At 52.4% G+C, this 24,117-nt stretch carries 21 protein-coding genes and 1 tRNA gene; 13 read left to right on the plus strand and 9 right to left on the minus strand.

Annotated elements, in window-relative coordinates:
• The first annotated feature begins 47 nt into the window (after positions 1-47).
• The 4 genes from GW591_RS04655 to GW591_RS04675 all read left to right on the plus strand — a co-directional run bounded on the left by GW591_RS04655 (position 48) and on the right by GW591_RS04675 (position 6,128).
• A complete protein-coding gene (locus tag GW591_RS04655) occupies positions 48-662 on the plus strand; it encodes a TetR/AcrR family transcriptional regulator (RefSeq protein WP_013575227.1) in 615 nt (204 codons plus the stop codon).
• A gap of 75 nt (positions 663-737) precedes the next feature.
• The gene (locus GW591_RS04660) at positions 738-1,847 is read left to right on the plus strand and encodes an efflux RND transporter periplasmic adaptor subunit (RefSeq protein WP_013575228.1); all 1,110 of its coding nucleotides are present in this window, start codon (positions 738-740) and stop codon (positions 1,845-1,847) included.
• Positions 1,844-4,933 carry an efflux RND transporter permease subunit gene (locus tag GW591_RS04665; RefSeq protein ID WP_166860195.1) on the plus strand — a complete coding sequence of 1,030 codons (3,090 nt, stop codon included), beginning with the start codon at positions 1,844-1,846 and terminating at the stop codon, positions 4,931-4,933. Before GW591_RS04660 ends, GW591_RS04665 begins: the two co-directional genes overlap by 4 nt.
• A gap of 454 nt (positions 4,934-5,387) precedes the next feature.
• On the plus strand, positions 5,388-6,128 hold the full coding sequence (locus tag GW591_RS04675; protein ID WP_013575230.1) for an SDR family oxidoreductase: 741 nt from the start codon (positions 5,388-5,390) through the stop codon (positions 6,126-6,128).
• A gap of 330 nt (positions 6,129-6,458) precedes the next feature.
• Here the strand turns inward: GW591_RS04675 and GW591_RS04680 are convergent.
• The 3 genes from GW591_RS04680 to GW591_RS04690 form a co-directional block, all read right to left on the minus strand.
• Positions 6,459-6,534 (minus strand) — tRNA-Asn (locus tag GW591_RS04680).
• Positions 6,535-6,677: 143 nt separating this feature from the next.
• Positions 6,678-7,454: a DgsA anti-repressor MtfA gene (mtfA, locus tag GW591_RS04685; RefSeq protein WP_013575231.1), complete on the minus strand. Its 777-nt coding sequence runs from the start codon at positions 7,452-7,454 to the stop codon at positions 6,678-6,680.
• Positions 7,455-7,701: 247 nt separating this feature from the next.
• A complete protein-coding gene (locus tag GW591_RS04690; protein WP_013575232.1) occupies positions 7,702-9,225 on the minus strand; it encodes an EAL domain-containing protein in 1,524 nt (507 codons plus the stop codon).
• Positions 9,226-9,754: 529 nt separating this feature from the next.
• Here GW591_RS04690 and GW591_RS04695 point away from each other — a divergent pair.
• Positions 9,755-10,768, plus strand: a complete 1,014-nt coding sequence (locus GW591_RS04695) for an alpha/beta fold hydrolase (protein ID WP_013575233.1) — start codon at positions 9,755-9,757, stop codon at positions 10,766-10,768.
• Between the two features lie 79 nt (positions 10,769-10,847).
• Here GW591_RS04695 and GW591_RS04700 read toward each other — a convergent pair whose 3' ends face one another.
• Positions 10,848-11,354 carry a phenolic acid decarboxylase gene (locus GW591_RS04700; protein ID WP_013575234.1) on the minus strand — a complete coding sequence of 169 codons (507 nt, stop codon included), beginning with the start codon at positions 11,352-11,354 and terminating at the stop codon, positions 10,848-10,850.
• 145 nt (positions 11,355-11,499) lie between these two features.
• Here GW591_RS04700 and GW591_RS04705 point away from each other — a divergent pair, with 145 nt between their 5' ends.
• Complete coding sequence (locus GW591_RS04705) at positions 11,500-12,396, plus strand: LysR family transcriptional regulator (protein ID WP_112197703.1); 897 nt, start codon at positions 11,500-11,502, stop codon at positions 12,394-12,396.
• A gap of 35 nt (positions 12,397-12,431) precedes the next feature.
• Here GW591_RS04705 and GW591_RS04710 read toward each other — a convergent pair whose 3' ends face one another.
• Entirely contained in the window at positions 12,432-14,066 is a 1,635-nt protein-coding gene (locus GW591_RS04710) for a phosphoethanolamine transferase (RefSeq protein WP_121019404.1), read from the minus strand.
• Between the two features lie 362 nt (positions 14,067-14,428).
• Here GW591_RS04710 and lpxA point away from each other — a divergent pair, with 362 nt between their 5' ends.
• Positions 14,429-15,217: an acyl-ACP--UDP-N-acetylglucosamine O-acyltransferase gene (lpxA, locus tag GW591_RS04715; RefSeq protein ID WP_041673215.1), complete on the plus strand. Its 789-nt coding sequence runs from the start codon at positions 14,429-14,431 to the stop codon at positions 15,215-15,217.
• A gap of 43 nt (positions 15,218-15,260) precedes the next feature.
• On the opposite strand, the gene GW591_RS04720 is transcribed toward lpxA, so the two are convergent.
• From GW591_RS04720 to GW591_RS04735, 4 genes are all read right to left on the minus strand, one after another.
• On the minus strand, positions 15,261-16,283 hold the full coding sequence (locus tag GW591_RS04720) for a DUF2891 domain-containing protein (RefSeq protein ID WP_015689850.1): 1,023 nt from the start codon (positions 16,281-16,283) through the stop codon (positions 15,261-15,263).
• Positions 16,284-16,295: 12 nt separating this feature from the next.
• A complete protein-coding gene (locus tag GW591_RS04725) occupies positions 16,296-17,243 on the minus strand; it encodes a DUF979 domain-containing protein (protein WP_379670757.1) in 948 nt (315 codons plus the stop codon).
• The gene (locus tag GW591_RS04730; protein WP_015689851.1) at positions 17,243-17,932 is read right to left on the minus strand and encodes a DUF969 domain-containing protein; all 690 of its coding nucleotides are present in this window, start codon (positions 17,930-17,932) and stop codon (positions 17,243-17,245) included. Before GW591_RS04730 ends, GW591_RS04725 begins: the two co-directional genes overlap by 1 nt.
• A gap of 334 nt (positions 17,933-18,266) precedes the next feature.
• Positions 18,267-18,926 (minus strand): epoxyqueuosine reductase QueH, encoded by a 660-nt coding sequence (locus GW591_RS04735; RefSeq protein WP_166860197.1) that lies wholly within the window; start codon positions 18,924-18,926, stop codon positions 18,267-18,269.
• A 184-nt stretch (positions 18,927-19,110) separates the two neighbouring features.
• Between GW591_RS04735 and GW591_RS04740 the strand changes: the two genes are divergently transcribed.
• The 6 genes from GW591_RS04740 (at position 19,111) to dsrB (ending at position 24,080) form a co-directional block, all read left to right on the plus strand.
• A complete protein-coding gene (locus tag GW591_RS04740) occupies positions 19,111-20,121 on the plus strand; it encodes an AI-2E family transporter (RefSeq protein WP_013575242.1) in 1,011 nt (336 codons plus the stop codon).
• Positions 20,122-20,327: 206 nt separating this feature from the next.
• Positions 20,328-21,386 carry an NAD(P)-dependent alcohol dehydrogenase gene (locus GW591_RS04745; protein ID WP_015689853.1) on the plus strand — a complete coding sequence of 353 codons (1,059 nt, stop codon included), beginning with the start codon at positions 20,328-20,330 and terminating at the stop codon, positions 21,384-21,386.
• Positions 21,387-21,586: 200 nt separating this feature from the next.
• Entirely contained in the window at positions 21,587-21,925 is a 339-nt protein-coding gene (locus tag GW591_RS04750; protein ID WP_013575244.1) for a hypothetical protein, read from the plus strand.
• Positions 21,926-22,024: 99 nt separating this feature from the next.
• Positions 22,025-22,948 (plus strand): potassium channel family protein, encoded by a 924-nt coding sequence (locus GW591_RS04755; RefSeq protein ID WP_013575245.1) that lies wholly within the window; start codon positions 22,025-22,027, stop codon positions 22,946-22,948.
• Between the two features lie 298 nt (positions 22,949-23,246).
• Complete coding sequence (gene cspE, locus GW591_RS04760) at positions 23,247-23,456, plus strand: transcription antiterminator/RNA stability regulator CspE (RefSeq protein ID WP_013575246.1); 210 nt, start codon at positions 23,247-23,249, stop codon at positions 23,454-23,456.
• A 426-nt stretch (positions 23,457-23,882) separates the two neighbouring features.
• Positions 23,883-24,080 carry a protein DsrB gene (gene dsrB / locus GW591_RS04765; protein ID WP_013575248.1) on the plus strand — a complete coding sequence of 66 codons (198 nt, stop codon included), beginning with the start codon at positions 23,883-23,885 and terminating at the stop codon, positions 24,078-24,080.
• The last annotated feature ends 37 nt before the right edge of the window (positions 24,081-24,117 follow it).

Raw genomic sequence — 24,117 nt, forward strand, 5'->3', positions numbered from 1 at the left:
AATGGTCACTCGTTGTCAATCAGGGCTCATTGAGCTAAGCTGGAAAAATGACTAAACACATAAATGTACATCCCCCAAGGGGGCCATCGGATCACAGTGTGCGTGATCAGGTCGTTGACGCTGCCACAGAGCATTTCGGGCATTTTGGTTACGAGAAAACCACGGTGTCAGAACTGGCTAAATCAATAGGGTTTTCAAAATCCTACATCTATAAATTTTTCGATTCCAAGCAGGCGATCGGCGAGGTGATCTGCACTAACCGGCTGGCGATGATCATGGCGATTGTCAATTCAGCGATTGCAGATGCCCCGTCGGCCTCCGAAAAGTTGCGGCGTTTATTCAGGGCACTGACTGAAGCCGGCAGTGATTTGTTTTTTCACGATCGCAAGCTTTATGACATTGCTGCCGTGGCGGCGCGGGATAAGTGGCCGTCGGCAGAGGCTCATGAAGAGCGTCTGAGAACACTGATTGAACAAATCATTGTTGAAGGGCGGCAGGCGGGCGAGTTTGAACGAAAAACGCCGCTGGATGAGGCGGCGCACGCGATATATCTGGTCATGCGGCCTTACATCAGTCCGGTACAGTTGCAATACAATCTGGAAACGGCACCGGCGGCTGCGGCGCTCCTGTCCTCACTGATACTGAGAAGTCTGTCACCCTGAGTGGTGACTATTGACATTATTGGTCACTGGTCTGAGAATGCGGTTACTGTCCTGCTAATTCAATTAAGGGAACCCATGCTCAGGCTTAATCCTGCCACCTTTGCTGTTTGCCTGTTGCCGCTTGCCCTTGTGGCCTGCGGCGACTCTTCCGGTACCGACGATCCCCGTACTCAGCCTCCTCTGGTCAGGTCTGCGACCGTGGTGAGTGCTGCCGATGCCTCCCGCGCATTTACCGGCGTTGTTGTCGCCCGGATTCAAAGCGACCTCGGTTTCAGAGTGCAGGGCAAAATCCTTGAACGCCTGGTCGATACCGGCCAGACCGTTAAACGCGGTCAGCCATTGATGCGTCTGGATCCGGTTGACCTGAGTCTGCAGGCACAGGCTCAGCAACAGACCGTCGCGGCGGCACGGGCCCGTGCAAGACAAGCGACTGATGACGAGGTGCGCTATCGCGGTCTGGTCGCTGCAGGCGCAGTGTCGGCATCGGCCTACGATCAGATAAAGGCCGCCGCAGATACGGCCAAAGCGGAACTCAGTGCGGCTCAGGCCCAGGCCAATGTGGCGCAAAACGCCACGGGCTACGCCGTGCTGCTGGCTGACGCCGACGGCGTGGTCATGGATACGCTGGCTGAACCCGGTCAGGTTGTCAGTGCCGGGCAGCCAGTGGTCCGGCTGGCCAGAGCAGGGCAACGCGAGGCCATCGTGCAGTTGCCTGAGACGTTACGCCCGGTTGCCGGAAGCGAGGCCGAAGCAACGTTGTACGGTACCGGTAAACAGGCTGTCCCTGCGAAACTGCGGCTTCTTTCCGATGCGGCAGATCCGCTAACCCGTACTTTCGAGGCGAGATATGTACTTGAGGGAGCACTGGCGAATGCCCCGCTGGGATCCACCGTGACGCTGCATATTGCAGACGATAAATTACCGGGCCAGGTGATGCAGGTGCCTTTAGCGGCCATCTATGATCCGGGCAAAGGGCCGGGGGTCTGGGAGATTTCGGGTAAGCCCGCCAAAGTGTCATGGCGGCCCGTGCAGGTGCAGGGATTGGGTGACGATGCGGCGAGGGTGACCGGTTCCCTTAAGCCGGGAGAGCAGGTGGTCGCTCTCGGGGCGCATCTGCTGCATGACGGTGAGGCCGTACGCCTGGCCGAACAAAGCGATGCCAGCGTCGCCGGGAGCCAGCCATGAGCGCGGGGCGATTCAATCTTTCTGCGCTCGCCGTGCGTGAGCGCTCAATCACGCTGTTCCTGATTATCCTGATTACCGTGGCCGGTATTCTTTCGTTTTTTGAACTGGGACGGGCTGAAGATCCGCCGTTTACGGTCAAGCAGATGACCATTATTTCTGCCTGGCCGGGTGCCACCGCGCAGGAAATGCAGGATCAGGTGGCTGAACCGCTGGAAAAGCGTATGCAGGAGCTGAAGTGGTATGACCGCAGCGAGACGTACACGCGTCCCGGTCTGGCTTTTACCATGCTTTCGCTGAAGGACAGCACACCGCCTTCACAGGTGCAGGAAGAGTTTTATCAGGCACGTAAGAAGCTGGGGGATGAGACCAAAAACCTGCCGGCAGGCGTCATCGGGCCGATGGTCAATGATGAATTCTCCGACGTGACCTTTGCGCTCTTTGCGCTGAAGGCCAAAGGGGAGCCACAGCGACTGCTGGTGCGCGATGCGGAATCGTTGCGCCAGCAAATTCTGCATGTGCCGGGGGTCAAGAAGGTCAATATCATCGGCGAACAGGCCGAACGCATCTTTGTGTCGTTCTCGCATGACCGGCTGGCCACGCTGGGTATTTCGCCTCAGGATATTTTCTCCGCCCTCAACAGCCAGAACGTCCTGACGCCCGCCGGTTCGATTGATACCAAAGGGCCGCAGGTCTTTATCCGCCTGGATGGCGCCTTCGACAAACTGGAGAAAATCCGCGAAACGCCCATCGTCGTACAGGGCAGAACCTTGCAGCTTTCTGACGTGGCAACCGTTGAACGGGGCTACGAAGATCCTGCGACCTTCCTGATCCGCAATCAGGGTGAACCGGCGCTGCTGCTGGGCATCGTTATGCGCGACGGCTGGAACGGTCTGGATTTGGGTAAGGCGCTGGATGCGGAAACGGCCAAAATCAATGAGGGCATGCCGCTGGGCATGACCCTGACCAAGGTCACCGATCAGTCAGTCAACATCAGCTCCGCCGTTGACGAGTTCATGATCAAATTCTTCGTCGCGCTGCTGGTGGTGATGGTGGTGTGCTTCGTCAGTATGGGCTGGCGCGTGGGCGTGGTGGTTGCCGCCGCGGTGCCGCTGACGCTGGCGATTGTCTTTGTGGTGATGGAGGCTTCCGGCAAAAACTTTGACCGTATTACCCTGGGCTCGCTGATCCTGGCGCTCGGGTTGCTGGTCGATGATGCCATCATCGCCATCGAAATGATGGTGGTGAAAATGGAAGAGGGCTACGACCGCATCAAAGCCTCGGCCTATGCCTGGAGTCACACGGCAGCCCCGATGCTGGCAGGCACGCTGGTCACCGCCGTCGGATTCATGCCCAACGGTTTTGCCCAGTCCACTGCCGGTGAATACACCAGCAACATGTTCTGGATTGTCGGTATCGCCCTGATTGCTTCCTGGATTGTGGCGGTGGTGTTTACGCCTTATCTGGGCGTGAAAATGTTGCCGAAAATCAAAACGGTGGAGGGCGGGCATGCGGCGATTTACGACACCCGTCATTACAACCGTTTTCGCCGGGTGCTGACCCGCGTCATCGCGCGCAAGTGGATAGTCGCCGGTACCGTTATTGCCGTCTTTACGGTCGCTATACTTGGCATGGGGCTGGTGAAAAAACAATTTTTCCCGACCTCTGACCGCCCGGAAGTACTGGTTGAAGTGCAGATGCCTTATGGCACTTCTATTGAGCAGACCAGCGCCACCACGGCGAAAATCGAAGCCTGGCTGAGAAAGCAGAAAGAGGCAAAAATCGTCACGTCCTACATCGGGCAGGGTTCACCGCGTTTTTATCTGGCTATGGCGCCTGAGCTGCCCGATCCGTCGTTTGCGAAAATTGTCGTGCTGACGGACAGTCAGGAAGCACGCGAGGCGCTCAAGTTCAGGCTACGTGAAGCGGTGGCCAGCGGCCTGGCACCTGAGGCGCGCGTGCGTGTAACCCAACTGGTGTTCGGTCCGTATTCTCCTTATCCGGTGGCCTACCGGGTGATGGGGCCGGATCCTGATAAACTGCGCGAAATTGCAGACAAGGTCGAAAAGGTGATGCAGGCCAGCCCGATGATGAGGACCGTCAACACCGACTGGGGGCCGCGTGTACCGGCGCTGCATTTCACGCTCAATCAGGACCGTCTTCAGGCGGTGGGGCTGACATCGAATGCGGTCGCGCAACAGCTTCAGTTCCTGCTTTCAGGGGTTCCGATCACCTCGGTGCGTGAAGATATCCGTTCGGTGCAGGTGATGGGGCGGGCGGCAGGAGATATCCGGCTTGATCCGGAAAAAATCGCCGGTTTTACCTTAGTGGGTTCTTCCGGCCAGCGCATTCCGCTGTCGCAGATCGGGGAGGTTGAGGTGCAAATGGAAGATCCTGTTCTGCGCCGTCGCGATCGTACGCCGACCATTACCGTGCGGGGGGACATTGCCGAAAACCTGCAGCCGCCGGATGTCTCCACGGCAATGATCAAAGCGTTACAGCCGGTCATTGATACGCTCCCGGCCGGATACCGTATCGAGCAGGCGGGTTCTATTGAAGAATCCGGAAAAGCCACCCAGGCGATGGCACCGCTGTTCCCGATCATGATTGCCATGACGCTGTTGATTATTATCCTGCAGGTGCGGTCGATGTCGGCGATGGTGATGGTCTTCCTCACCGCGCCACTGGGGCTGATTGGGGTGGTGCCCACGCTGCTGCTCTTTAACCAGCCATTTGGGATCAATGCGCTGGTCGGACTGATTGCGCTGTCGGGCATCCTGATGCGTAACACCCTGATCCTGATAGGGCAGATCCATCACAACGAACAGGAAGGGCTGCCGCCATTTCATGCGGTGGTGGAGGCAACAGTGCAGCGGGCCAGACCGGTGTTGCTGACGGCGATGGCGGCCATTCTGGCGTTTATCCCGCTGACCCACTCGGTGTTCTGGGGAACGCTGGCTTATACGCTGATTGGCGGGACGTTTGGCGGCACCATCATCACGCTGGTCTTCCTGCCGGCAATGTATGCCATCTGGTTCAGGATACGGCCTGATGAACAGCAGCAGAACGCACGGACGGAATTAGCGTAAGCAGTCCCGGACGAATGGCTGAAGCGTATTTTTGTCGTGCAGTCTCACCACAGATCCTTGTCACAGGGCAAGGGTCTGTGGTTTTTCCCGTCCCGGCTGGCTTTTCTTGAGCAGCAGGGCATTCTTGCGAGAGTGCCCGGCCCCGACGACAGGCGCAAAGATTTCTGCACGCTGACCGAGAAAGGCCTCGACCTCATTCCTGTCGTGCTCATTTCTGCGAGTGCAGTGAGCGGAGCTGAAATCAGATTGCGGGTGTCCGCATCTGTTATTGTTATGTTGCTGGTTTGCGGATCGCCCGGGTATTTGGAATTCAGTCTTTCAGATCATTAAGCAAAGGAAACAGTACTTCTCCGGCTTTAACTGCCGGTAGTTGTGAAGCCCTCAGAAGGGATGGGCAGTAATGGAGTTCTTTCGTAAGGTAAATGGCGGTTATAACGATTAAAGGGGAGTCATTATGGGAAGATTTCACGGTAAACGTGTACTTATAACGGGGGGCACCAGCGGTATGGGGCTGGCAGGAGCGCTGCGAATTGTGAAAGAGGGTGGACAAGTTGCCATCACAGGGCTGAGTGAAGAACGTCTGGCCCGGGCCCGTAAGCTGTTGCCGGACACTGCACTGATCCTGAAAAGTGATGCAGCAAGTGAGGCAGACATTGATGCGCTCGCAACGGCAGTCAGCGGCTGGGGGCATCTCGACGGGTTGTGGCTGAATGCGGGTTACGCAGAGGTTGGTGCACCGGAATCCGTTACGGCCGACGCCTTTAATCGCATGATGAATGCCAATGTTCGCGGGCCTATGCTCCAGCTTGCATCACTTTCCAACATTTTGAACCCAGGTGCATCAGTGTTGGTCACTGCATCGTCTTCAGTCTATGAAGGTGCGCCAATGACGAGCTTATATGCTGCAACAAAAGGTGCCGTTGTCGCCATGGTAAAAAGCTGGGCCGCCTCGCTTGCTGCACGCAACATTCGCGCCAACACGCTGGTGCCAGGGCCTGTCGAGACTAATTTTAGACACTTCATGCCCGAGGAGTCGCGGCAACAGTTTGAAGATTTTGTAGTAAGCCAGGTGCCTCTCAGACGAGCCGGTACAGCTGATGAAGCGGCTGCCGTCGCACTTTTTCTGCTCTCAGATGATGCGTCTTACGTAACCGGAAGCCAGTACGCTGTGGATGGCGGACTGGTTCACTTGTGAGTTCAATCTGCCTCAGCGCCTTATTAACCGTATTTTCACTCATTGGTTTATAGAAATTACGGATGCCGGGGCAACGTGTTTAAAGGATTTTTGCGGATGATTTTAATTTGCGGATTTTTGAGTCGTTAAGAGATATTTGGGGGTCACTCCGTCATCGAACTCACCTGACCCCAAATCTGACCACCAAATGCTCCCGGCGCGGAGGGAAGACTGAAAATGCATCAGGGCTATTTTCACACTCACTGATTGCATCAACGCCATACAGGCCCGGGCTCCGGGCATAAAAAGCAAAAATCCCGCTTAAGTTTCCTTAAGCGGGATTTTCTAATTTGGCTCCTCTGACTGGACTCGAACCAGTGACATACGGATTAACAGTCCGCCGTTCTACCGACTGAACTACAGAGGAATCGTTGGAACGGGGCGCATAATATCCAGAGGGCTGCGGAGTGTCAACGCTAAATTAGTCAAAAATGTCCGACTGCTCAGCAACTAATCAATGTCGCCATAAAAGGGTACTTTACTGCGGAAAAACGTCCGTCAAAACGGAATTTAACAATCGCAGCGCTGACCGCGAAGTTGCCTTGCCAGCGGGTCCTGTTGATAAAAACGGCTGAAATGGCCGTATACCAGCGGAAAACGCTCTGAAAGTAATTCTGGTGCACTAAAGAAATACTCTGACAGTACCGCAAAACATTCGGCCGCATCGGTCGCCGCGTAGGCGTCCATGCTGGCAGCCTCTTCGCCGACAGTGTCGATTTCATCCTGCAGATTTTGCATCGCCGCGTGTAAATCGTGTTCCCATGACACCACCTCACGCAGCGGAATAGGCGGAATACCCGTGACTTCGCCGCCGTTGCGCATATCCAGTTTATGCGCCGCCTCGTGGATGATCAGGTTAAAACCAGAATTGTCGAATGAGTCCTCGATGTCCTGCCAGTTGAGTACAATCGGGCCCTGATCCCAGCTTTGTCCGGCATGAATTTGTGAACCGGCATGCACCAGCCCGTTTTCATCCTGCCAGGGAGCATCAACCACGAACGGGGAAGGGTAGAGCAGGATTTCGTGAAAGCCATCGAGCCAGGAAGCGCCCAGTTCCATCACCGGCAGCGCAAAAAGCAGCGCGATACGGGCCTGCATCAGTTCAGTCAGCTCAACGCCTTGCAGAGGAACCAGCCTTTTTTGTTGCAGCAACTGGCTGGCGACCTGAATCAGACGCAGTTTCTCATCTTCGTTGAGGCAAGATAAAAGTGGGATATTCAGCGCGTCATTCCAGGCGTCTGATTTCTCAATTTTCAGTTCATTCGCTTTCCACGGCCACTTAATCATCATCTTGCTCGCAAAGTGATCATTCTGATTGTCAGCAGGGTTCTCCGCCAGAGTACTCCAATACAAGTAACTTCAACAAGTTAGCTTAGTTATCGGACTCATCCTGTATGGATGTTACACACCGGCAGTTTTTTAGCAAAAAGCACAGACATCTTATAAGACGCAGCTCACGTTATTAGTCTAGTCACTGAGTCACGAATGTGCCCGCAGTATGAAGAGATAGCGCCCGCCACAGGCTGCATGAAAATCAGAGCCATTTCCGGATAAAATCGGCGGGCGGTACAGGCTTTCCGAAAAAGTAACCTTGCAGGAATTCCAGCCGGTACGGGGCAAGATAATTTACCTGTGTCTGGGTTTCAATGCCTTCGGCCACGATGATCATTTGCAGACGTTTAGCCAGGTCAATCACGTTATCAACAATGTGCCCGGCCAGCGCGTCTGTACCAATCCGGCCTATGAAACTCTGGTCAATCTTCAGAATATCAATGTGGAATTTTTGCAGGTACGCCAGGCTGGAATGCCCGGTGCCAAAGTCGTCCAGCGCGATCAGCACGCCCATCTGGCGAAGTGTGTGAAACAGGCTGGAGGTGATTTCACCCGGCTCGATTAATTCACGTTCAGTCAGCTCAAGCACCAGATTGATCGGGTTCTCCCTGAAGGCATCAATAAATGCTTTGCAGTCTTCAGCCAGTGAGAGGTCTTTGAAATGGCTGGCGCAGATATTGAAACCGAAATGGAAATTTTTAGGCAACTGTGCTGCCAGCGGGCCGAACTGTTCACGTACCTGCGTCATGATGAGGCGCGTCATGGGCACAATCAGGCCGCTCTCTTCTGCCAGCGGGATAAACTGATAAGGCGGGATCAGCCCTGATTGCGGATGCTGCCAGCGCATCAGCACTTCAGCGCCGGTCACCTCATGCGTGGTGCCATCCACCACCGGCTGTAAATAAGGAATGAACTGTTTTTTCTCCAGCGCTTCTCTCAGCGCCGCCGTCGGGCTGCCGACACGACCGAGCAGACTGTAGGTCATGAAAGCGATAAATAAGCTGAGCAGCGGGAACAATATCAGGCTGACGGTGGCGTAATCAAAAACATAACCCCAGTGGTCACTGGGTCGGATCACTAAGCGAATCGCGTAGGGGTAGTTCTGAGAAGCAAGCTCCATACGTTCACCGTCCGGCCAGCCTTCACCGGTGTGAATGCTGCCATTGCTGTCCATCCACTGGTCGCCTACCTGCAATACCAGATAAGCGTGAGTGCTGAGCAACGACAGGATGTTGTGCAGAAAATAGCCATCCACACCAACCAGCACGCCGCTGCCGTTAACGTCATGACGATAGGCAATAAGAGGATGATCGGGCGTGATGCTGTTGCCACGCATCAGCATTAACCGTCCGTCGATATATTTGTCGGTCGAGATATTGTCAGCACGCGGGCCGAATAAGGAGGCGCAGTAAATCGTATTCTGGCGGTAGAGGTTGACCGTGCGGACATTGGGCACTTTGGCTACCTGCCAGCGTAGCGCCTGCACGGTGTTGGCATCACAGGGGACGCCAATCAGATTCTCAACGGCACTGGTGGCAATGGCGGCATTATCCAGCGTCATATCCACCAGCCTCACCGACTGTTGCAGGTTTGCGGCGGTATCACGGCGTAATCCCTGAGAAGTTTGCCACGAGATCGCCAGTATGCCGAGAGCAGCAACAACAAGGAATGCGAGTAGTGAAAGGCATATTCGGACAGAGCGTCGGGTTAACCAGTTTAGGGCCAAGGGTATCCCCCAGTGAGAGTCAGAGAGCGGCATTTTGTCCCGTTAATATACCTCATAATCCCGCTCTGCGGTGTGGAGCTTTGCGAAGAAGATTCGGTATGGCACTGATTTAAAGGTGACGTTTTGCTCAAAAATACCTATCTGAACCGATATTTCTACCCTGACAATATATAAAAATAGTTTTTTAATTTAATGATGGGTTTTTTATATCATTATGTTTGTGTTTATATCCCGCCGGGGGATATGTGATATTTATTATGTTAAGAAAGATGGAATATTCCCTGTCCTTATGAATAATTATCTCAACAGGTGTCTTAAGTCAGAAATGAAAAAATATCTTTGCTTCACACTGACGAAAGACCTTTATTAACGTTAAGTGATGGGTCAATCATAAGGTGTGAAATATGTCTGAGAATAACGCCATATCACAATTATCCGGAATATTGGATAAGTGGTTTTCCTGACGGCGTAAAGTTTGTAGCATAAGGCTTTACGCCGTCGGTTCCGTGAACACCACCAGGACAACCCCATGCTTCCCCGTTTTAAACTGCTCTTTTGTGCTGCTGTTTTATCGTTCTCCTTCTCCGGCGCGTCAATGGCTGCCGATGCGCCTTCTTACGGTCCGCAATTGCAGGGATTTGATTATCCGTTCCCGCTGAAACAATTCTCTTTTAATTCCCAGGGTGCCCCGCTGCAAATGGGGTATCTGGATGTGCCGCCCACCGGGCACAAAAATGGTCAGACCGTGGTGCTGATGCATGGCAAGAATTTCTGTGCCGCGACCTGGGGTGACACTATTTCGGCGCTGGTCAGTAAAGGCTACCGGGTTATCGCGCCCGATCAGGTCGGGTTCTGTTCGTCGACCAAACCTTCGCATTACCAGTACAGTTTCCAGCAACTGGCGACCAACACGCATGATTTGCTTAAAAGTCTGAAGATTACCAAAGCGGTGATTGTCGGGCATTCGACCGGCGGTATGCTGGCGACGCGCTACAGCCTGATGTATGCGCCGGAAGTGTCGAAACTGGTGCTGGTGAACCCGATTGGTCTGGAAGACTGGAAAGCTAAGGGCGTGCCGTATCGTACCGTCGATCAGTGGTACGACCGTGAGCTGAAAACCTCGGCGGAAAGCATTAAACAGTACGAACTCAAAACCTATTACGTGAATAAGTGGAAACCGGAATACGACCGCTGGGTCGATATGCTGGCAGGGCTGAACAACGGGCCGGGGCATAAACTGGTGGCCTGGAACTCGGCACTGATATACGACATGATTTTCACGCAGCCGGTCTTTTACGAATTCAAAAACCTGCGTGTACCGACCACGCTGATGATCGGCACGGCTGATACGACAGCCATCGGCAGCGATATTGCGCCGCCTGCGGTAAAAGCAAAAATCGGTCATTACAACGTGCTGGGTAAACAGGTTGCGAAGCTTATTCCGCACGCGAAACTGATTGAGTTTAAAGGTCTGGGCCACGCACCGCAGATGGAAGAACCGGAAAGATTCAATGCGACGCTGCTGAAAACGCTGGCGCGCTGATGTTCCTGTACTCCTGAAACGGTATTCATGAAAAAACCGCAGTCATGACTGCGGTTTTTTTATGTCTGCGGGTTAACGATTAACGCAGATTGTCCGGGAAGTTAGCCGGTAACTCGCTGGCAGCGCAGTCGATCACGGTGTCATTGTCGGCGCCGCAGTCACGGACGAAGGTAATGGTGGCGAATTCGTCGATGACTTCAGTCGGATAAGCGGGTCCGGCATCGCGGTAAGCATTCATCAAAGGAATATGTTCGTTCTGGAAGCACACGGTTTTTTCCGGGTTGTTCATGATCCAGCGTGGGAAGAAAATGGTGCCGTGGAACACGTTGTCGCCCAGATTCACAATCAGGCTGACATCTGTACCGGTCGGTTCTGTCCAGGAAATTTTGTACACATCAGAAGCCACACGCACGATATAGGCTTTCTGGTCTTTCACCCAGCGGTTACCGACCAGCCCGCTATGGATGCGGTAATCCAGCGTTTCGGCATTTTTCACATAGATTTCATAATTCCAGCCGTTGTCGTAAGTGTAAACAACGTGTTTGCCGATGAAATTGCTCAGGTCATGTTTATCAAAGTTGCTCATGGTAATTCTCCTTAACGCAGTAACAGGTGAAATGTTTTGTTTCGATGAGGAGAATATTACGCGCTAAAAAATTGATAAAAAAACGCTGATTTCAGATGGAAATAATCTAAAATTCCGATGTGTTTTACCTAAAGGGAGTAAAAATATGGCACTTCCACGCACCACACTTGAGCAGTGGGTGGTATTACAAACGGTGATTGAACAAGGAAGTTACGCGCAGGCCGCAGAGGTACTGAACCGCAGTCAGTCTTCCGTTAGTTATGCCCTGAGTGGATTACAGGAACGTCTCGGTCTGCCATTGCTGGAGATTCATGGCCGTAAAGCGACACTGACGGAACAGGGGCGGGCGTTGCTGATGCAGGCCACGCCGCTGATTTCCGCCTTTTTGCAACTTGAGCACCGTGCCGCCGGGCTGAAAGACGGGACGCGCACCGAACTGAGCCTGGTTGTCGACAGTGTCTTTCCCAAATACCGTCTGTTTCGCGCACTCAAAAATTTTCAGCAGCAGTTTCCCGATACCCGTGTTCATCTGACAGAAATTCTGCGCGGCGAAAGCCTTAAGCAATTAAATGAACGATCAGCGGATTTATACATCACCACGCTGGCACCGGAAAATGCGATACAGGGGCGCTTCCTGCTTGACGTGGATTTTGTGCCGGTGGCCAAAAGCGATCATCCGCTGATGAGCCTCACCGTTCCGCTGACTGCGCAGGATCTGGCGCGTTTTCCGCTGATTAGCGTGGCCGACCGGCACGCGCCGCGTGCAGAAAATGTGTCATCCGGCCCTGTTGCCAGCTGGACATTCACCACCGTCGGGGCCGCGATGGAAGCCATTGCGGTGGGCGTGGGGTACGGCTGGCTGCCGCTGGAAAGTGTGGAAAAAGCGCTGGAGAGCGGTTTGCTCCGACGACTGGAATTATCAGCCAGAACGGTGCGGCAAACGGCTTTGTATATGGTGATGGATAATGAATCGGAGCGGTTTGATAAAACGGTCAGCACGCTGGCAAAAAGCATTCTGACGGAGTGCGGTTTGCTGCCATAACGTTCTGGCAGCAAACCGTTTCAACAGGGGCGTGATTACCTTTGTGATGTACGACAGGCTGCCAGAATATCCAGTTGCGGATCACGTTCCGAGGTTTGCACGTCCATCGCGCTCAGCACGGTGTGGAACAGGTTATCCTGTGAAACGTCTTTGTTCACGGCATACGATTTCAGGCATTGCAGATCAATTCCCTGCGCTTTCACATAACCGCTGGATAACCAGAACAGCATCGGCACGTGTGTCTGTTGCGCCGGTGCCACGCTGTAAGGCGTGCCGTGCAAATACAGGCCATTTTCACCCAGCGATTCGCCATGGTCAGAAAGATAAATCACGGCCACGTTGTACTTATCCTGATACTGCTTCGCCTTCTCAATCACCTGCGACACCGTGTAATCCGTGTAAAGCAGGGTATTATCGTAGGTATTCACCAGTTGTTCCTGAGAACAGTTTTCAATATCGCTGCGCGGGCAGTCAGGCATAAACTTACGGAATTCCTGCGGATAGCGTTTGTAGTACGTAGGGCCGTGGCTGCCGATCAGATGTAAGCCAATCAGCGTATTTTTGCCGTCAGGTTTGATGTCGTCATCGATATTCTGCATCAGCGCCATGTCGTAGCAGGTATCGCCATCACAGTATTTACCGTCTTTTTTTGTATCGATGGTGATATTCGGCACACGGTCGCATACGCCTTTACAGCCTTCATCATTGTCTTTCCAGAACACCGAAACACCGGCTTTATGCAGGATATCCAGCAAGCCTTCACTGTTACGGGCGCGGTTGGCGTCGTAGCGGGTGCGCTTCATATTCGAGAACATGCACGGCACAGAAATCGCCGTTGCCGTGCCGCATGACGTCATTTTATTAAAGAACACCACGTCAGGAATAGCCTGTGTGTACTGATTAGTCGGTTTGGCGTAACCCTCAGATGACTGATTTTGCGCCCGCGCGGTTTCCCCAATCACCAGGAACACCAGATTTGGTTTCTGCCCCGGTTGCTGCACCAGTTTTGCATCGTTGCCAATAGTCTGGAACGGCATTTTCGGCGTGAAGTAACGGTGATTGATGTACTGGAACGCGCTGTAGAGGTAGTTTGTCGGCACAATTTCCAGATTCAGGGTGCGGTTGTTACGGCCCACAGAGGCGTAATCTTTGTAAAAAATCCCGGCAATGGAGGCAACCACCAGCAATGAAATCACCATCGACACCAGACGGACACCGAGACGGCGTAACGGCGTTTTTTCATAGCTGACCGGTGTCAGGAAAAGCAAAATAGCGGGCAAAACGCCGGTGAAGACAAACCACAGTATCACTTTCAGATTCAGGTAAGACGACGCTTCAGCCGATTGCGTCTCGAGAATATTTTCGATCATGCCGCGATCAAATACGACCTGGAAGGTCATCATCGCAAAACTGGCGAGGGCACTGACCGGCAGCACGATAATAAAGAACGGCTTAAGCAATGGACGAAAGCTGAAAGGGGTGAACACAAAGTTCAGTGCGGCAAACAGCGCAACCGGAATGCTCAGGGCAAAAGCCAGGTTGTACGCGGGCAGTGCATGTAAGATGTGATAAAAATGCAGCAAAATCGGCAGATTAACGATAAAGGTAAAATACAGGGTCAGCAGTAAAGTCAGCGTAAAGTAGCTAATCTTCGGAAATATAGAGCGCAATGAAAACTCCCAACAGGGTGGTGGTAGCAGCGTTGATGTGAAGGAAACATAACGTATAGAAATGAATATCCAATAGAATATTCATCCAAGCTTAAGAAAGCCTTAATCTACCTGTCATAAAATTTTCATTATGCAGCGTTTCCGAAAAGGTTCAGAAAATAAAAAAAATATAAGAGACCGCCTTTTCGATCCTGAAGCCTTATGCTGTGCCGTGTAGCGATGCGGATGTTCAACGAAACACTCCCCCTTGTTTAAACCTTTCTGAGTGCGTTTCCCTCCGCTCATTTTGATCTTTCCCTGATTATGCCTGTCCGGTTTAATTCACTACTGACTGCCTGCTGGCTGTCAGAAGGATGTTCGTGTTGATTTCATCTTCGGCCACAATTGCGGCCAGCAGTATCATAGAGCCAGGTGTCATTATCGGCCCGCGAGTGGTTATCGGGCCTTTCTGCTTTATTTCCGCCGGTGTGCAAATCGGCGAAGGAACACACATTTCTTCTCATGTCGTTATCAACGGCAATACCAAAATTGGCACGGATAACCAGATTGGCATGGGCTCATCCATTGGCGAGATCAGCCAGGATTTGAAATACGCCGGAGAACCCACCGGGCTGGAAATCGGCAATGGAAACCGCATTGGCCGCCACGTGACACTGCATCGCGGCACCGTGCAGGGCGGTGGTATGACCCGGATCGGGCACCTGAATGTGTTTGAAGGGGGCGTGCATGTCGGCCATGACTGTCAGATAGGAAATGCCACGTTTATCGGCGAACACAGTGCTCTGGCGGGGCATGTTTCATTAGGCAGTGATGCCCGGATTGATGCCCTGAGCGCGGTGCATCAGTTTTGTATTATTGGCACGGGCGTCCATCTCCTTGCTAATACCTGTGTGGTGCAGGACGTGCCGCCTTTTGTGATAGCGGGGGGAAATCGCGCGGTGCCGAAAGGGATAAACGAGCAGGCAACGGAATTTTGCCGGGCCGGAAAAGCGCAGCAAAATGTCATCCGCTATCTGTACGATTTGCTTTATCACCAGCCGGAATCGGTGGAACGGGTGAAGGGGGAAATTGAGCAGCTCAGCGCGGAATATCCGTTACTGTGCCACTTCAATGCATTTTTCCTCGATTCAGCGCGCGGGATTATTCGTTAACGATTTCACGGTAACCCTGCGGCTGAACAGAGGAAGAGGACTGTCAGGCTTCGAGTGCCAACAGGGCAAAGGTCGCCAGCCAGTGTTCGCCCATGTAGGTGCTGTCGAGATGGTTCAGCGCGCTGTGCAGATGGGCTTCTGCCGTCTGGCGCAGCAAGGCCGCACGCGGATCGCCCGCTGGCAGCGCAGAGGCCAGCGAACGCTGACACCAGGCGCGGCTGAGATTCAGTCCGTCCAGATGGCCAATTTTACCGTCACTGCGGTCAGTGACCGTGGCGGGGGTGAAAAGCGTGGCAGGCTGACTGTGAGCCAGATCCGGCAGGAAACGGCCAAACCAGGTCACAAATGCTTCGCCCGGCAGAACGCGCCGCATCAGTTCAGCCTCCATCAGGGAGGGTGACAGGAATTCATCACCGCCCGGTTCCCACGCCTGACAATGCACATCTTCCAGATGCCAGCGCAGCGCCGTTTCTTCGATCAGTTCTGCCAGTTTGTGATGCTTAACGCAGCGCGCATAATCAAGCGTTAATGCCAGTGCAAACGCGGTGTTGAAATGGCTGCCGACCCGCAGGGGATAGGTGGCTTTGGGCAAAAACTCACTAAAACTCTTTTCGAAGAACCGGCTCATCGGCGCCAGCGTTTTTGCCCATTCAGCAGCCTGCGGCAATGCCATCTCATGCAATTGCTGGCTCAGCGCCAGAAACCACGCCCAGCCATACGGTCTTTCAAATCCGGCATGTTGCGGTTGTTGCAGATAGGCCATTTCACCGGCGACATTTTCTGGCGTGAAATGCTGGCCGATCACCGCAATGATTTTTTCAGCTTCCGGTAATTGCGGAAAACGATCCAGCAGGCGCAGCAATAACCAATATCCGTGCACGCAGGAATGCCAGTCATAGCTGCCGTAAAAGACCGGATGTAACTGGCGTGGCGTTTGCGCATCTGCCGCGCTGCTCATGGCATGCATGAGTTTGTTCGGGAATTCACGGGTTAAATGATTCAGCGCCAGTGAGGCAAAACGGGACGCCATCTCTGGCGTCAGGGCGGTACTTTGTTGCGTCGTCATCGTCTTTCCTTATCAGAAACGGAACACAAAGAAATACATAAACGCGGTATTCACCAGCAACAGCAATACACCGGTTTTCCACTGCGCTTTAATCACGCCATTCTTGTCCTGCAATTCGAGCAACGCCGCAGGCACGATATTGAAATTGGCCGCCATCGGCGTCATTAAGGTGCCGCAGAAACCGGACAACATGCCGATCGCGCCCATAATCGCCGGATTTCCACCCAACTGGTTGACGATGAGTGGCAGCCCGATCCCCGCGGTCATCACCGGGAAGGCGGCAAAACCGTTGCCCATGATCATGGTGAAAAGTGCCATGCCGAAGGTATAGGCAATCACAATCGCCAGCGGTGAGCCGAGCGGAATGATGTTTTTGACCAGTTCCGATACCACGCCACCGACCCCCGCCAGCGCAAACAGCGCGCCGAGTGCGGCCAGCATCTGCGGCAGAATTGCCGCCCAGCCGACGGTATCCATCGTCTGTCCTCCCGCTTTCACGGCTTTGACCGGCGAATCACGCAGCATAATCAGCGCCACAATAAAGGCCACCAGCGTGCCGAGTACCAGCGAAATCAGCGTCACGTTTTTGGCTTCCACCAGCGGCGTGTATTTCAGCGTCAGGGTGCCGATCAGGGTCACAATCGGGATCAGCAGGGCGGGAATAAACAGTTTGTTGCCGAAGCGTTTTGCCCCCGTTTCGCGTTTTTCGACCTGTCCGGGCTGCTCACTGTCTGATTTGCCTTTACCCAGTTTCCCGCTACCGGCAATGACCGCCAGTAAAATCGCCATACAGCCGGTCACGAAGTGCGGCAATTCAGCGCCAAACAGGAAAGTGACACCGTAAATGCCCCAGAACAGCGCGTTGACATAACGGCGGGAATGGCTTTTATCGCGCACGTTGAAGAACGCATAGGCGCAGAACATCAGGCCCGCAAGAATATAAACAGTCTGCAGGTTAATCATTTCGCTGTACTCCCGTGATGAACGTCGAAGCGTTTAGCCAGCGAGCGGTCAAGCAGCCATAACCGTATAAAGTGGATAATCAGCGCAGCAATGGCGGTAGGGATCGCCCAGACAGACAGATGCAGCGGTTCAACGTTAATGCCGTACTGTTCCAGAAAACCTTTGATCAGCAGGATAGATTGCACGGCAATGAAAATGTCTTCACCGAAGAACACCGCCACGTTATCGGCGGCTGCCGCGTGAGCACGGATTTTCTGTCGCACATCATTAGGCAAATCGCCGTATTTGGTGGTGGCCGCAGCTTCAGCCATCGGCGCTATCAGCGGGCGAACCATCTGTGCATGACCGCCCAGCGAGTTAAGCCCCAGTGCGGCGGTCATCTGACGCAGGAAGAAGTACAGCATCAGCACACGGCCGGTAGTGGCGGCATGCACTTTGGAAATCAGATGACGGGCCTGTTCTTTCAGGCCGCTGCGTTCGAGGATCGCGATCACCGGCAGTGTCAGCCAGATCAATCCCATATAGCGGTTATCGGTGAACGCTTTGCCGAAGGCGCTGATGATATCGATAGTATGCATGCCGCCCGCCAGACCGGTAGAAATACCGGCCACGGTCACCACTAATAAAGGATTAAACCGCAGTGCAAAACCCAGCACGACGATCGGAATACCAATTAAAACCCACATATTTTGTCCCTCAATAATGTTGTGTTTGTTTTATATTTTTAATGGATCTGAACAGCGCTATACGCGGGTAATAACTGTGTGTTATTACTTAGAATTAATGCGTATATAAAAGCGTGAGGCGGAAAGTAACAAGCGTTAACGGTGAACGCAAGATGCAAAGGCCGGAGAGGTCATAGGAAATTATTCTATGAATCTGATGTTTAGCATTCTGACGAAATAAATAACTGGTATGGAAATAGTGACTGGCGTATCTGACAGGGCGCGGGCGAAATAACAGAATAAATAACCCGGCCTGATGGACGGGTATAACAAAAAGAGAGGGGCTGGGGCGGGGTTATTCGCCGTCTTCGTCGCCGTAATATTTCACACCGAGTTTGATTAAGTCCCGCCCCTGCGATTTACGGTGTAAGTTGCTGTCGCGCAGGGAATAAACACAGCCGCAATATTCCTGCTGATAAAAGCGTTCGCGCTTGCTGATTTCAATCATGCGCGCAGAGCCGCCTTTTTTACGCCAGTTATAATCCCAGTAAACCATGCCCGGATAAGGCGCCGCAGCGCGTTCGCCACTGCCGGTAATTTGCTTCATGTCTTTCCAGCGGGAAATCCCCAGACAACTGGTGATGACGCTGAAACCATGTTCAAAGGCGTATAACGCCGTACGTTCAAAACGCATGTCAAAACACATGGTGCAGCGCACGCCGCGCTCAGGTTCATTTTCCATGCCCTTCGCCCGCGCAAACCAATTATCGGTGTCGTAATCTGCATCAATAAAAGGAATGCCATGCTGTCCGGCAAATCGCATGTTTTCTTCTTTGCGCAGAAGATATTCTTTCTGCGGGTGAATATTCGGGTTGTAGAAGAAAATTGTATAGTCGATCCCCGATGCCTGAATGGCTTCCATCACTTCGCCCGAGCAGGGTGCGCAGCAGGAATGCAGTAATAATTTATCGTGCCCTGCAGGCAGGCTCAGTTTATCGCGGATTAATTCAGACATACTTTTCTCCAGACTCTCAGATTTTCTTTACGACTTTTTCAGGGGGGATAATAAAAGAACCTCCCCGCCAGTCAAAATTTTCTTAACTGTTTAACTTACCGGAGGATTGTGCGCTGGCGTTCAGTGCTATGATGTGACCACGTCAGGGCAAAGCCCGGTGAACAGAGATTTAAGGATACAGGCAATGCAGATTATGAGATCGAATCAAATTCGCTGGCTCAGTGTGTTGATTGTGATGGGCGGGCTGTTACTGATTCTTCCTCTTCATTTACTGGCATGTTTTATTGCCGGTTTTTTAGTGTTTGAACTCATCAATGCGCTTACCCCGTACTTTCAAAAAATCATCAGTGGCGAACGTGCCCGCTGGGTGGTGGTGGCCATTATCGCGACCCTGGTGATCAGTTGTCTGACGCTGGCGATTGCGGGCATTGCGGATTTTCTGATGGAGGATATGCGTAATCCGGTGGCGTTTAACGCCATGGTCTCGCATCTGCTGACTGACGCACAAAGCCGTTTATCGCCGGTATTACTGCATTATTTACCGGCGAATATTGAAGAGTTGCAGCGCAGTTTCCTGCAATGGCTGCGTGAACATATCGTGATGATTCAGGCCGTTGGCAAGAATGCTGCCCACGTTTTCCTGACCATGATTATCGGTATGATCCTCGGTGCGATTATCTCGCTTCAGCAGCCGCGCAAGGGCGAACTGAACGCCCCGCTGAAAAAGGAGCTGTTGCAGCGGATGCATTTGCTGGGTGAAGCCTTCCGTAACGTGGTCTTTGCGCAGTTCCAGATTTCCCTGATCAATACCGTGCTGTCAGGTATTTTCCTGTTTGGCATTTTACCGCTGTTCGGCATTCATCTGCCGCTGGCAAAAACGCTGGTTGTCGTGACCTTCGTCTGCGGGTTGCTGCCGGTTATCGGTAATCTGATTTCGAATACGCTGATTTTCATCGTCGGCCTGTCGCTGTCGCTGTGGGTCGGCGCGCTGGTGCTGGCGTATCTGATCATCATCCACAAAGTGGAATACTTCCTGAATGCCCGCATTGTTGGCAGTCGCATCAAGGCGAAATCCTGGGAGGTTTTACTGGCGATGCTGATCTTCGAGGCGGCGTTTGGCATACCCGGCGTGGTCGCTGCACCTATCTATTACGCTTATCTGAAAAGCGAACTGAAAGAAGCGGGTCTGATTTAATCCTTTCTTAAAACGTGGCGCTTTGCGGGCAAAGTGCCACTGTTTAGTCTCTGCACAATCCCGCCTGAAAATCCTGAAATAAACAGATTCAGGCAAGTAATGGCGAGGATCGTTATATCAGTAAGTCATCTTAAACCGTCATAATTTTGCGGTGCCTGCCTTTTCTGCGGGCATGAAGTATTCCGTAATCCAATCAGGAGATAAAAATGACGCTTAACGTTCGTGGTTTCGCTGCACTTTCAGCGGATGCGCCTCTTGCGCCTCATAATTTTGTTCGCCGTGACCCGCGTGATACCGACGTTGTGATCGACATTCTGTACTGCGGTGTTTGCCACTCTGACATCCACCAGGCGCGTAATGAATGGCATCAAAGCATTTATCCGATGGTTCCGGGGCATGAAATTATCGGACGCGTGAAACAGGTTGGCGCGAAAGTCTCTGGCTTCAAAGTGGGCGACACCGTCGGTGTCGGTTGTATGGTCGATTCTTGTCAGCATTGTGAATCCTGCGCGGAAAGCCTGGAACAGTACTGTGAAGAAGGCGCTACCATGACCTATAACAGCCATGATCGTCATGACAATATGATGACCTACGGCGGTTATTCCGAACAAATCGTGGTTTCAGAAAAATTCGTTCTGCGTGTTTCTGAAAAACTGGACATCAAATCTGCTGCACCGCTGCTGTGTGCCGGTATCACCACGTATTCTCCGCTGAAACACTGGAAAATCGGTAAAGGTCACAAAGTGGCTGTGGTGGGCCTGGGCGGTCTGGGTCACATGGGCCTGAAATTTGCCAAAGCACTGGGCGCAGATGTGACGCTGTTCACCCGTTCCAAAGGCAAAGAGCAGGAAGCTTACCGTCTGGGCGCGGACCACGTGGTGCTGTCTACTGATGAAAAACAAATGGCCGCCGTAAAAAGCCACTTCGATTTCATCCTGGACACCGTGCCTAATCCACATGATCTGAACCCGTATCTGGACACGCTCAAACGTGACGGTACCCATATTCTGGTCGGTTTGATTGAGCCAGTCGAGCCTGCGCTGCACAGCGGCAAACTGGTTATGGGCCGCAAAACCGTCGCCGGTTCCCTGATCGGTGGTATCGCTGAAACCCAGGAAATGCTGGATTTCTGTGCTGAGCATGACATTTCCTGTGATGTGGAAATGATTGACATGCAGGACATCAACGGCGCGTACGAACGCATGCTGAAAAGCGACGTGAAATACCGCTTTGTTGTTGATATGGCGTCATTGAAAAACGCCTGAAAGGCCGTATTGCGCTGCGTTGATTAAATAAGCAGCTAAATAGCGACCTGATGTGCCTGTCCGGCTTACGACTCTCTGTGTAGAAGAACCCGGCAGGGCGGGCGCATTGTGGCGAAATTTACTCTTTACACGTTTCTGTGACTTCTCGGCTTGAAAGCGCGGTGGTATCCTGCTGCCTTTCGCCGGGCGAAGGAAAACCAGTGGCTAAGAGTTTTGACGAACTCATCAGAGACATGGATCTGATGATTGAACATGTGGACAGGCTGAAAAACTTGCCACCACGGGTTGCTCAACCAGCGGCCTCTGACAAACCTGCGTACGATTCTTTCGGTGAGATTTTCGCGCTGAAAGCTGTCATGCGGGCTTTTATCTCTTCAGTCGACACTATTGTTAAAGTGCAGATTGCCAAGAAAGTTGAACAGGATATCGGCCATCTGGAGAATACCGTGCGGTCGATTGGCGGCGGCAGTGCAGACGCAGACGACGTCGCGCAAATCACGGCATATGTTCGTCACGCGGTGTCTGAATTAATGGATTAATTCTCCGTGCCGTCAGTCAACGCCGGTCGCACAGTGTATTTCACCAATACCTTGTGCGACTGGCGTTTTTTTTGGACTTTTTGTCCGCAGGCGAGGGCGATGAAAAGCGTCTATTCTTGCCATAATTCCTTTTTGCTGGTGCCGGTTATGTCTCAGGATTACCGCTTTTTTGCGTCAGCCCGACGCCGCTGTTATGCCCTTTTATTTGAACACCGCACCCGCAGCGGCCGCCGGATGGAAATATTCTGGATCCTGGCGTCACTGCTCAGCGTTCTGCTGCTGTTTATCGAATCCAGTGCATATGATTTGTTTCCGGCGACACCCAATATCATCCCGTTGTTCGGCCTGGTCGAAATGGGGTTTACCGCGCTTTTTACGGTGGAATACGTCTTACGGGTGGTCTGTTCGCCGCGCAAAACCCGTTATCCGGTGAGTTTTTTCGGCATTATCGATCTCTGCACCATTCTGCCCATGTACATCCTGTGGATGCTGCCTTCCTTCGCGGGGGCGGGGAATCTGGAGATCCTCATCCGCCTGCTGAGAATTTTACGTGTGCTGCGGGTACTGAAATTGTTGCGCTACATGAGCGACGCCGGGGTTTTATGGCGCAGCCTGATGCGTGCGAAACGTAAGCTCTGCATCTTCTTTGGCTTTGTCGCCATTATTCTTTGTCTTTTCGGCGGGCTGATGTTTGCTGCCGAAGGCGGCAACGGCGGATTTACGTCGCTGGGCGCGTCTGTTTACTGGGCCGTGGTGACGCTGACGACGGTCGGATACGGGGACATTACACCGCATACTGCACTGGGAAGAATGCTTGCGTCGGTGCTGATCCTGCTGGGGTATTCGATCATCGCCGTGCCGACCGGGATTTTAACGGCTTATATGTCGCAGGAATTGGAAAAAGGGCGTGCTGCCCGTTCTTGTCAGACTTGTCTGCATTCTGGCCATGAAATAGATGCAAAATTTTGCGCACATTGCGGAGCGGTCTTAGCGGCCGATAAACCACAACCTGTTGAAAAATAGCCTGATAACTGTACATCTATTGAACTGTTCGGTACAAAATTAGACTAATTTCGCGCTTTACCGCAGCATTGCATTAAAAAGAGTTGCTATTAAAGGGCAGTCATGAGTAAATACATACCGGCCTGTGGTACAGACCTATTTATGCACGACATCCTGAGTAAAGTTGTTCCAATTTAAAGCGTTATCCATGATAACCCTGCTCTGACGAATTTCCTTCTTAGTGCCTCCATAAGTAACGACTGAAATCCGGCTATAACATGCCCATGGTGGCGAAATTTATTTTTAAAAGGTAATTCTTATGTCAATGATGAAAGGTCAGGTTAAGTGGTTTAACGAGTCTAAAGGCTTTGGCTTCATCACTCCTGCTGACGGCAGCAAAGATGTGTTCGTACACTTCTCCGCTATCCAGGATCAAGGTTTCAAGACCCTGGCTGAAGGCCAGAACGTACAGTTCACTATCGAGAACGGTGCTAAAGGTCCGTCTGCGGCTAACGTTACCGCTATCTAATCTTACTTTACCGCTGTTTCAGCGATAAAAGTACAGATGACAAAAACCCGCATGCGCGGGTTTTTTTACGTCTGTTGTTTGTCAGTTAACCGCTTATCAGTTAACCGTATCGTTGATACGCCGTTTGTCATTTCTGCGAGCGTCTGCTGTTTTATCCGGCGGTCTCTGGCAAAAAGATAAAAAAAAGCCCGCATAACGGCGGGCAAAATATTTCTTATGACATTCATTATGTACTTCCTCGGGGGGTAAGCACACCGCCAGTATAGAGAAAATGAAAGTCAGGATTCTTGCTTCAATTCGTTAAGAAAATGAAAAGGAGTCCCGCAGGGGTATTTTACCGTTTCGCATTATCTTTCCTTTCATGCCATGCCTTTGTGCGGTGGTCTGTACTACAATAATCATAATTGAAAACCATGGGATAACCTGATGAAAGTTAATGATCTTGTGACAGTGAAAACCGACGGCGGGCCGCGCCGCGAAGGTAAAGTATTAGCCGTAGAGGAGTTTTACGAAGGCGTCATGTATCTGGTTTCGCTGGAGGAATATCCGGCGGGCATCTGGTTCTTCAATGAAGGCGACACCAAAGACGGCACGTTTGTCGAACCACGTGAAGGTTCTGAATAACGTTTACGCTACATCCGTTACGAATAAAAAAATACCG

Origin of the sequence: Rahnella aceris (assembly GCF_011684115.1) — a bacterium.
Classification (GTDB): domain Bacteria; phylum Pseudomonadota; class Gammaproteobacteria; order Enterobacterales; family Enterobacteriaceae; genus Rahnella; species Rahnella aceris.

Bases quoted from the DNA above. Each gene is read 5' to 3' on its own strand.
- GW591_RS04730 (WP_015689851.1), bottom strand. From the start codon at position 17,932: ATGTGGGTTTTAATTGGTATTCCGATCGTCGTGCTGGGTTTTGCACTG.
- GW591_RS04700 (WP_013575234.1), bottom strand. From the start codon at position 11,354: ATGAGCAACTTTGATAAACATGACCTGAGCAATTTCATCGGCAAACAC.
- GW591_RS04655 (WP_013575227.1), top strand. From the start codon at position 48: ATGACTAAACACATAAATGTACATCCCCCAAGGGGGCCATCGGATCAC.
- GW591_RS04740 (WP_013575242.1), top strand. From the start codon at position 19,111: ATGCAGATTATGAGATCGAATCAAATTCGCTGGCTCAGTGTGTTGATT.
- GW591_RS04675 (WP_013575230.1), top strand. From the start codon at position 5,388: ATGGGAAGATTTCACGGTAAACGTGTACTTATAACGGGGGGCACCAGC.
- GW591_RS04660 (WP_013575228.1), top strand. From the start codon at position 738: ATGCTCAGGCTTAATCCTGCCACCTTTGCTGTTTGCCTGTTGCCGCTT.
- GW591_RS04705 (WP_112197703.1), top strand. From the start codon at position 11,500: ATGGCACTTCCACGCACCACACTTGAGCAGTGGGTGGTATTACAAACG.
- GW591_RS04755 (WP_013575245.1), top strand. From the start codon at position 22,025: ATGAAAAGCGTCTATTCTTGCCATAATTCCTTTTTGCTGGTGCCGGTT.
- GW591_RS04720 (WP_015689850.1), bottom strand. From the start codon at position 16,283: ATGACGACGCAACAAAGTACCGCCCTGACGCCAGAGATGGCGTCCCGT.
- GW591_RS04665 (WP_166860195.1), top strand. From the start codon at position 1,844: ATGAGCGCGGGGCGATTCAATCTTTCTGCGCTCGCCGTGCGTGAGCGC.
- GW591_RS04735 (WP_166860197.1), bottom strand. From the start codon at position 18,926: ATGTCTGAATTAATCCGCGATAAACTGAGCCTGCCTGCAGGGCACGAT.
- dsrB (WP_013575248.1), top strand. From the start codon at position 23,883: ATGAAAGTTAATGATCTTGTGACAGTGAAAACCGACGGCGGGCCGCGC.
- GW591_RS04745 (WP_015689853.1), top strand. From the start codon at position 20,328: ATGACGCTTAACGTTCGTGGTTTCGCTGCACTTTCAGCGGATGCGCCT.
- cspE (WP_013575246.1), top strand. From the start codon at position 23,247: ATGTCAATGATGAAAGGTCAGGTTAAGTGGTTTAACGAGTCTAAAGGC.
- mtfA (WP_013575231.1), bottom strand. From the start codon at position 7,454: ATGATTAAGTGGCCGTGGAAAGCGAATGAACTGAAAATTGAGAAATCA.
- GW591_RS04695 (WP_013575233.1), top strand. From the start codon at position 9,755: ATGCTTCCCCGTTTTAAACTGCTCTTTTGTGCTGCTGTTTTATCGTTC.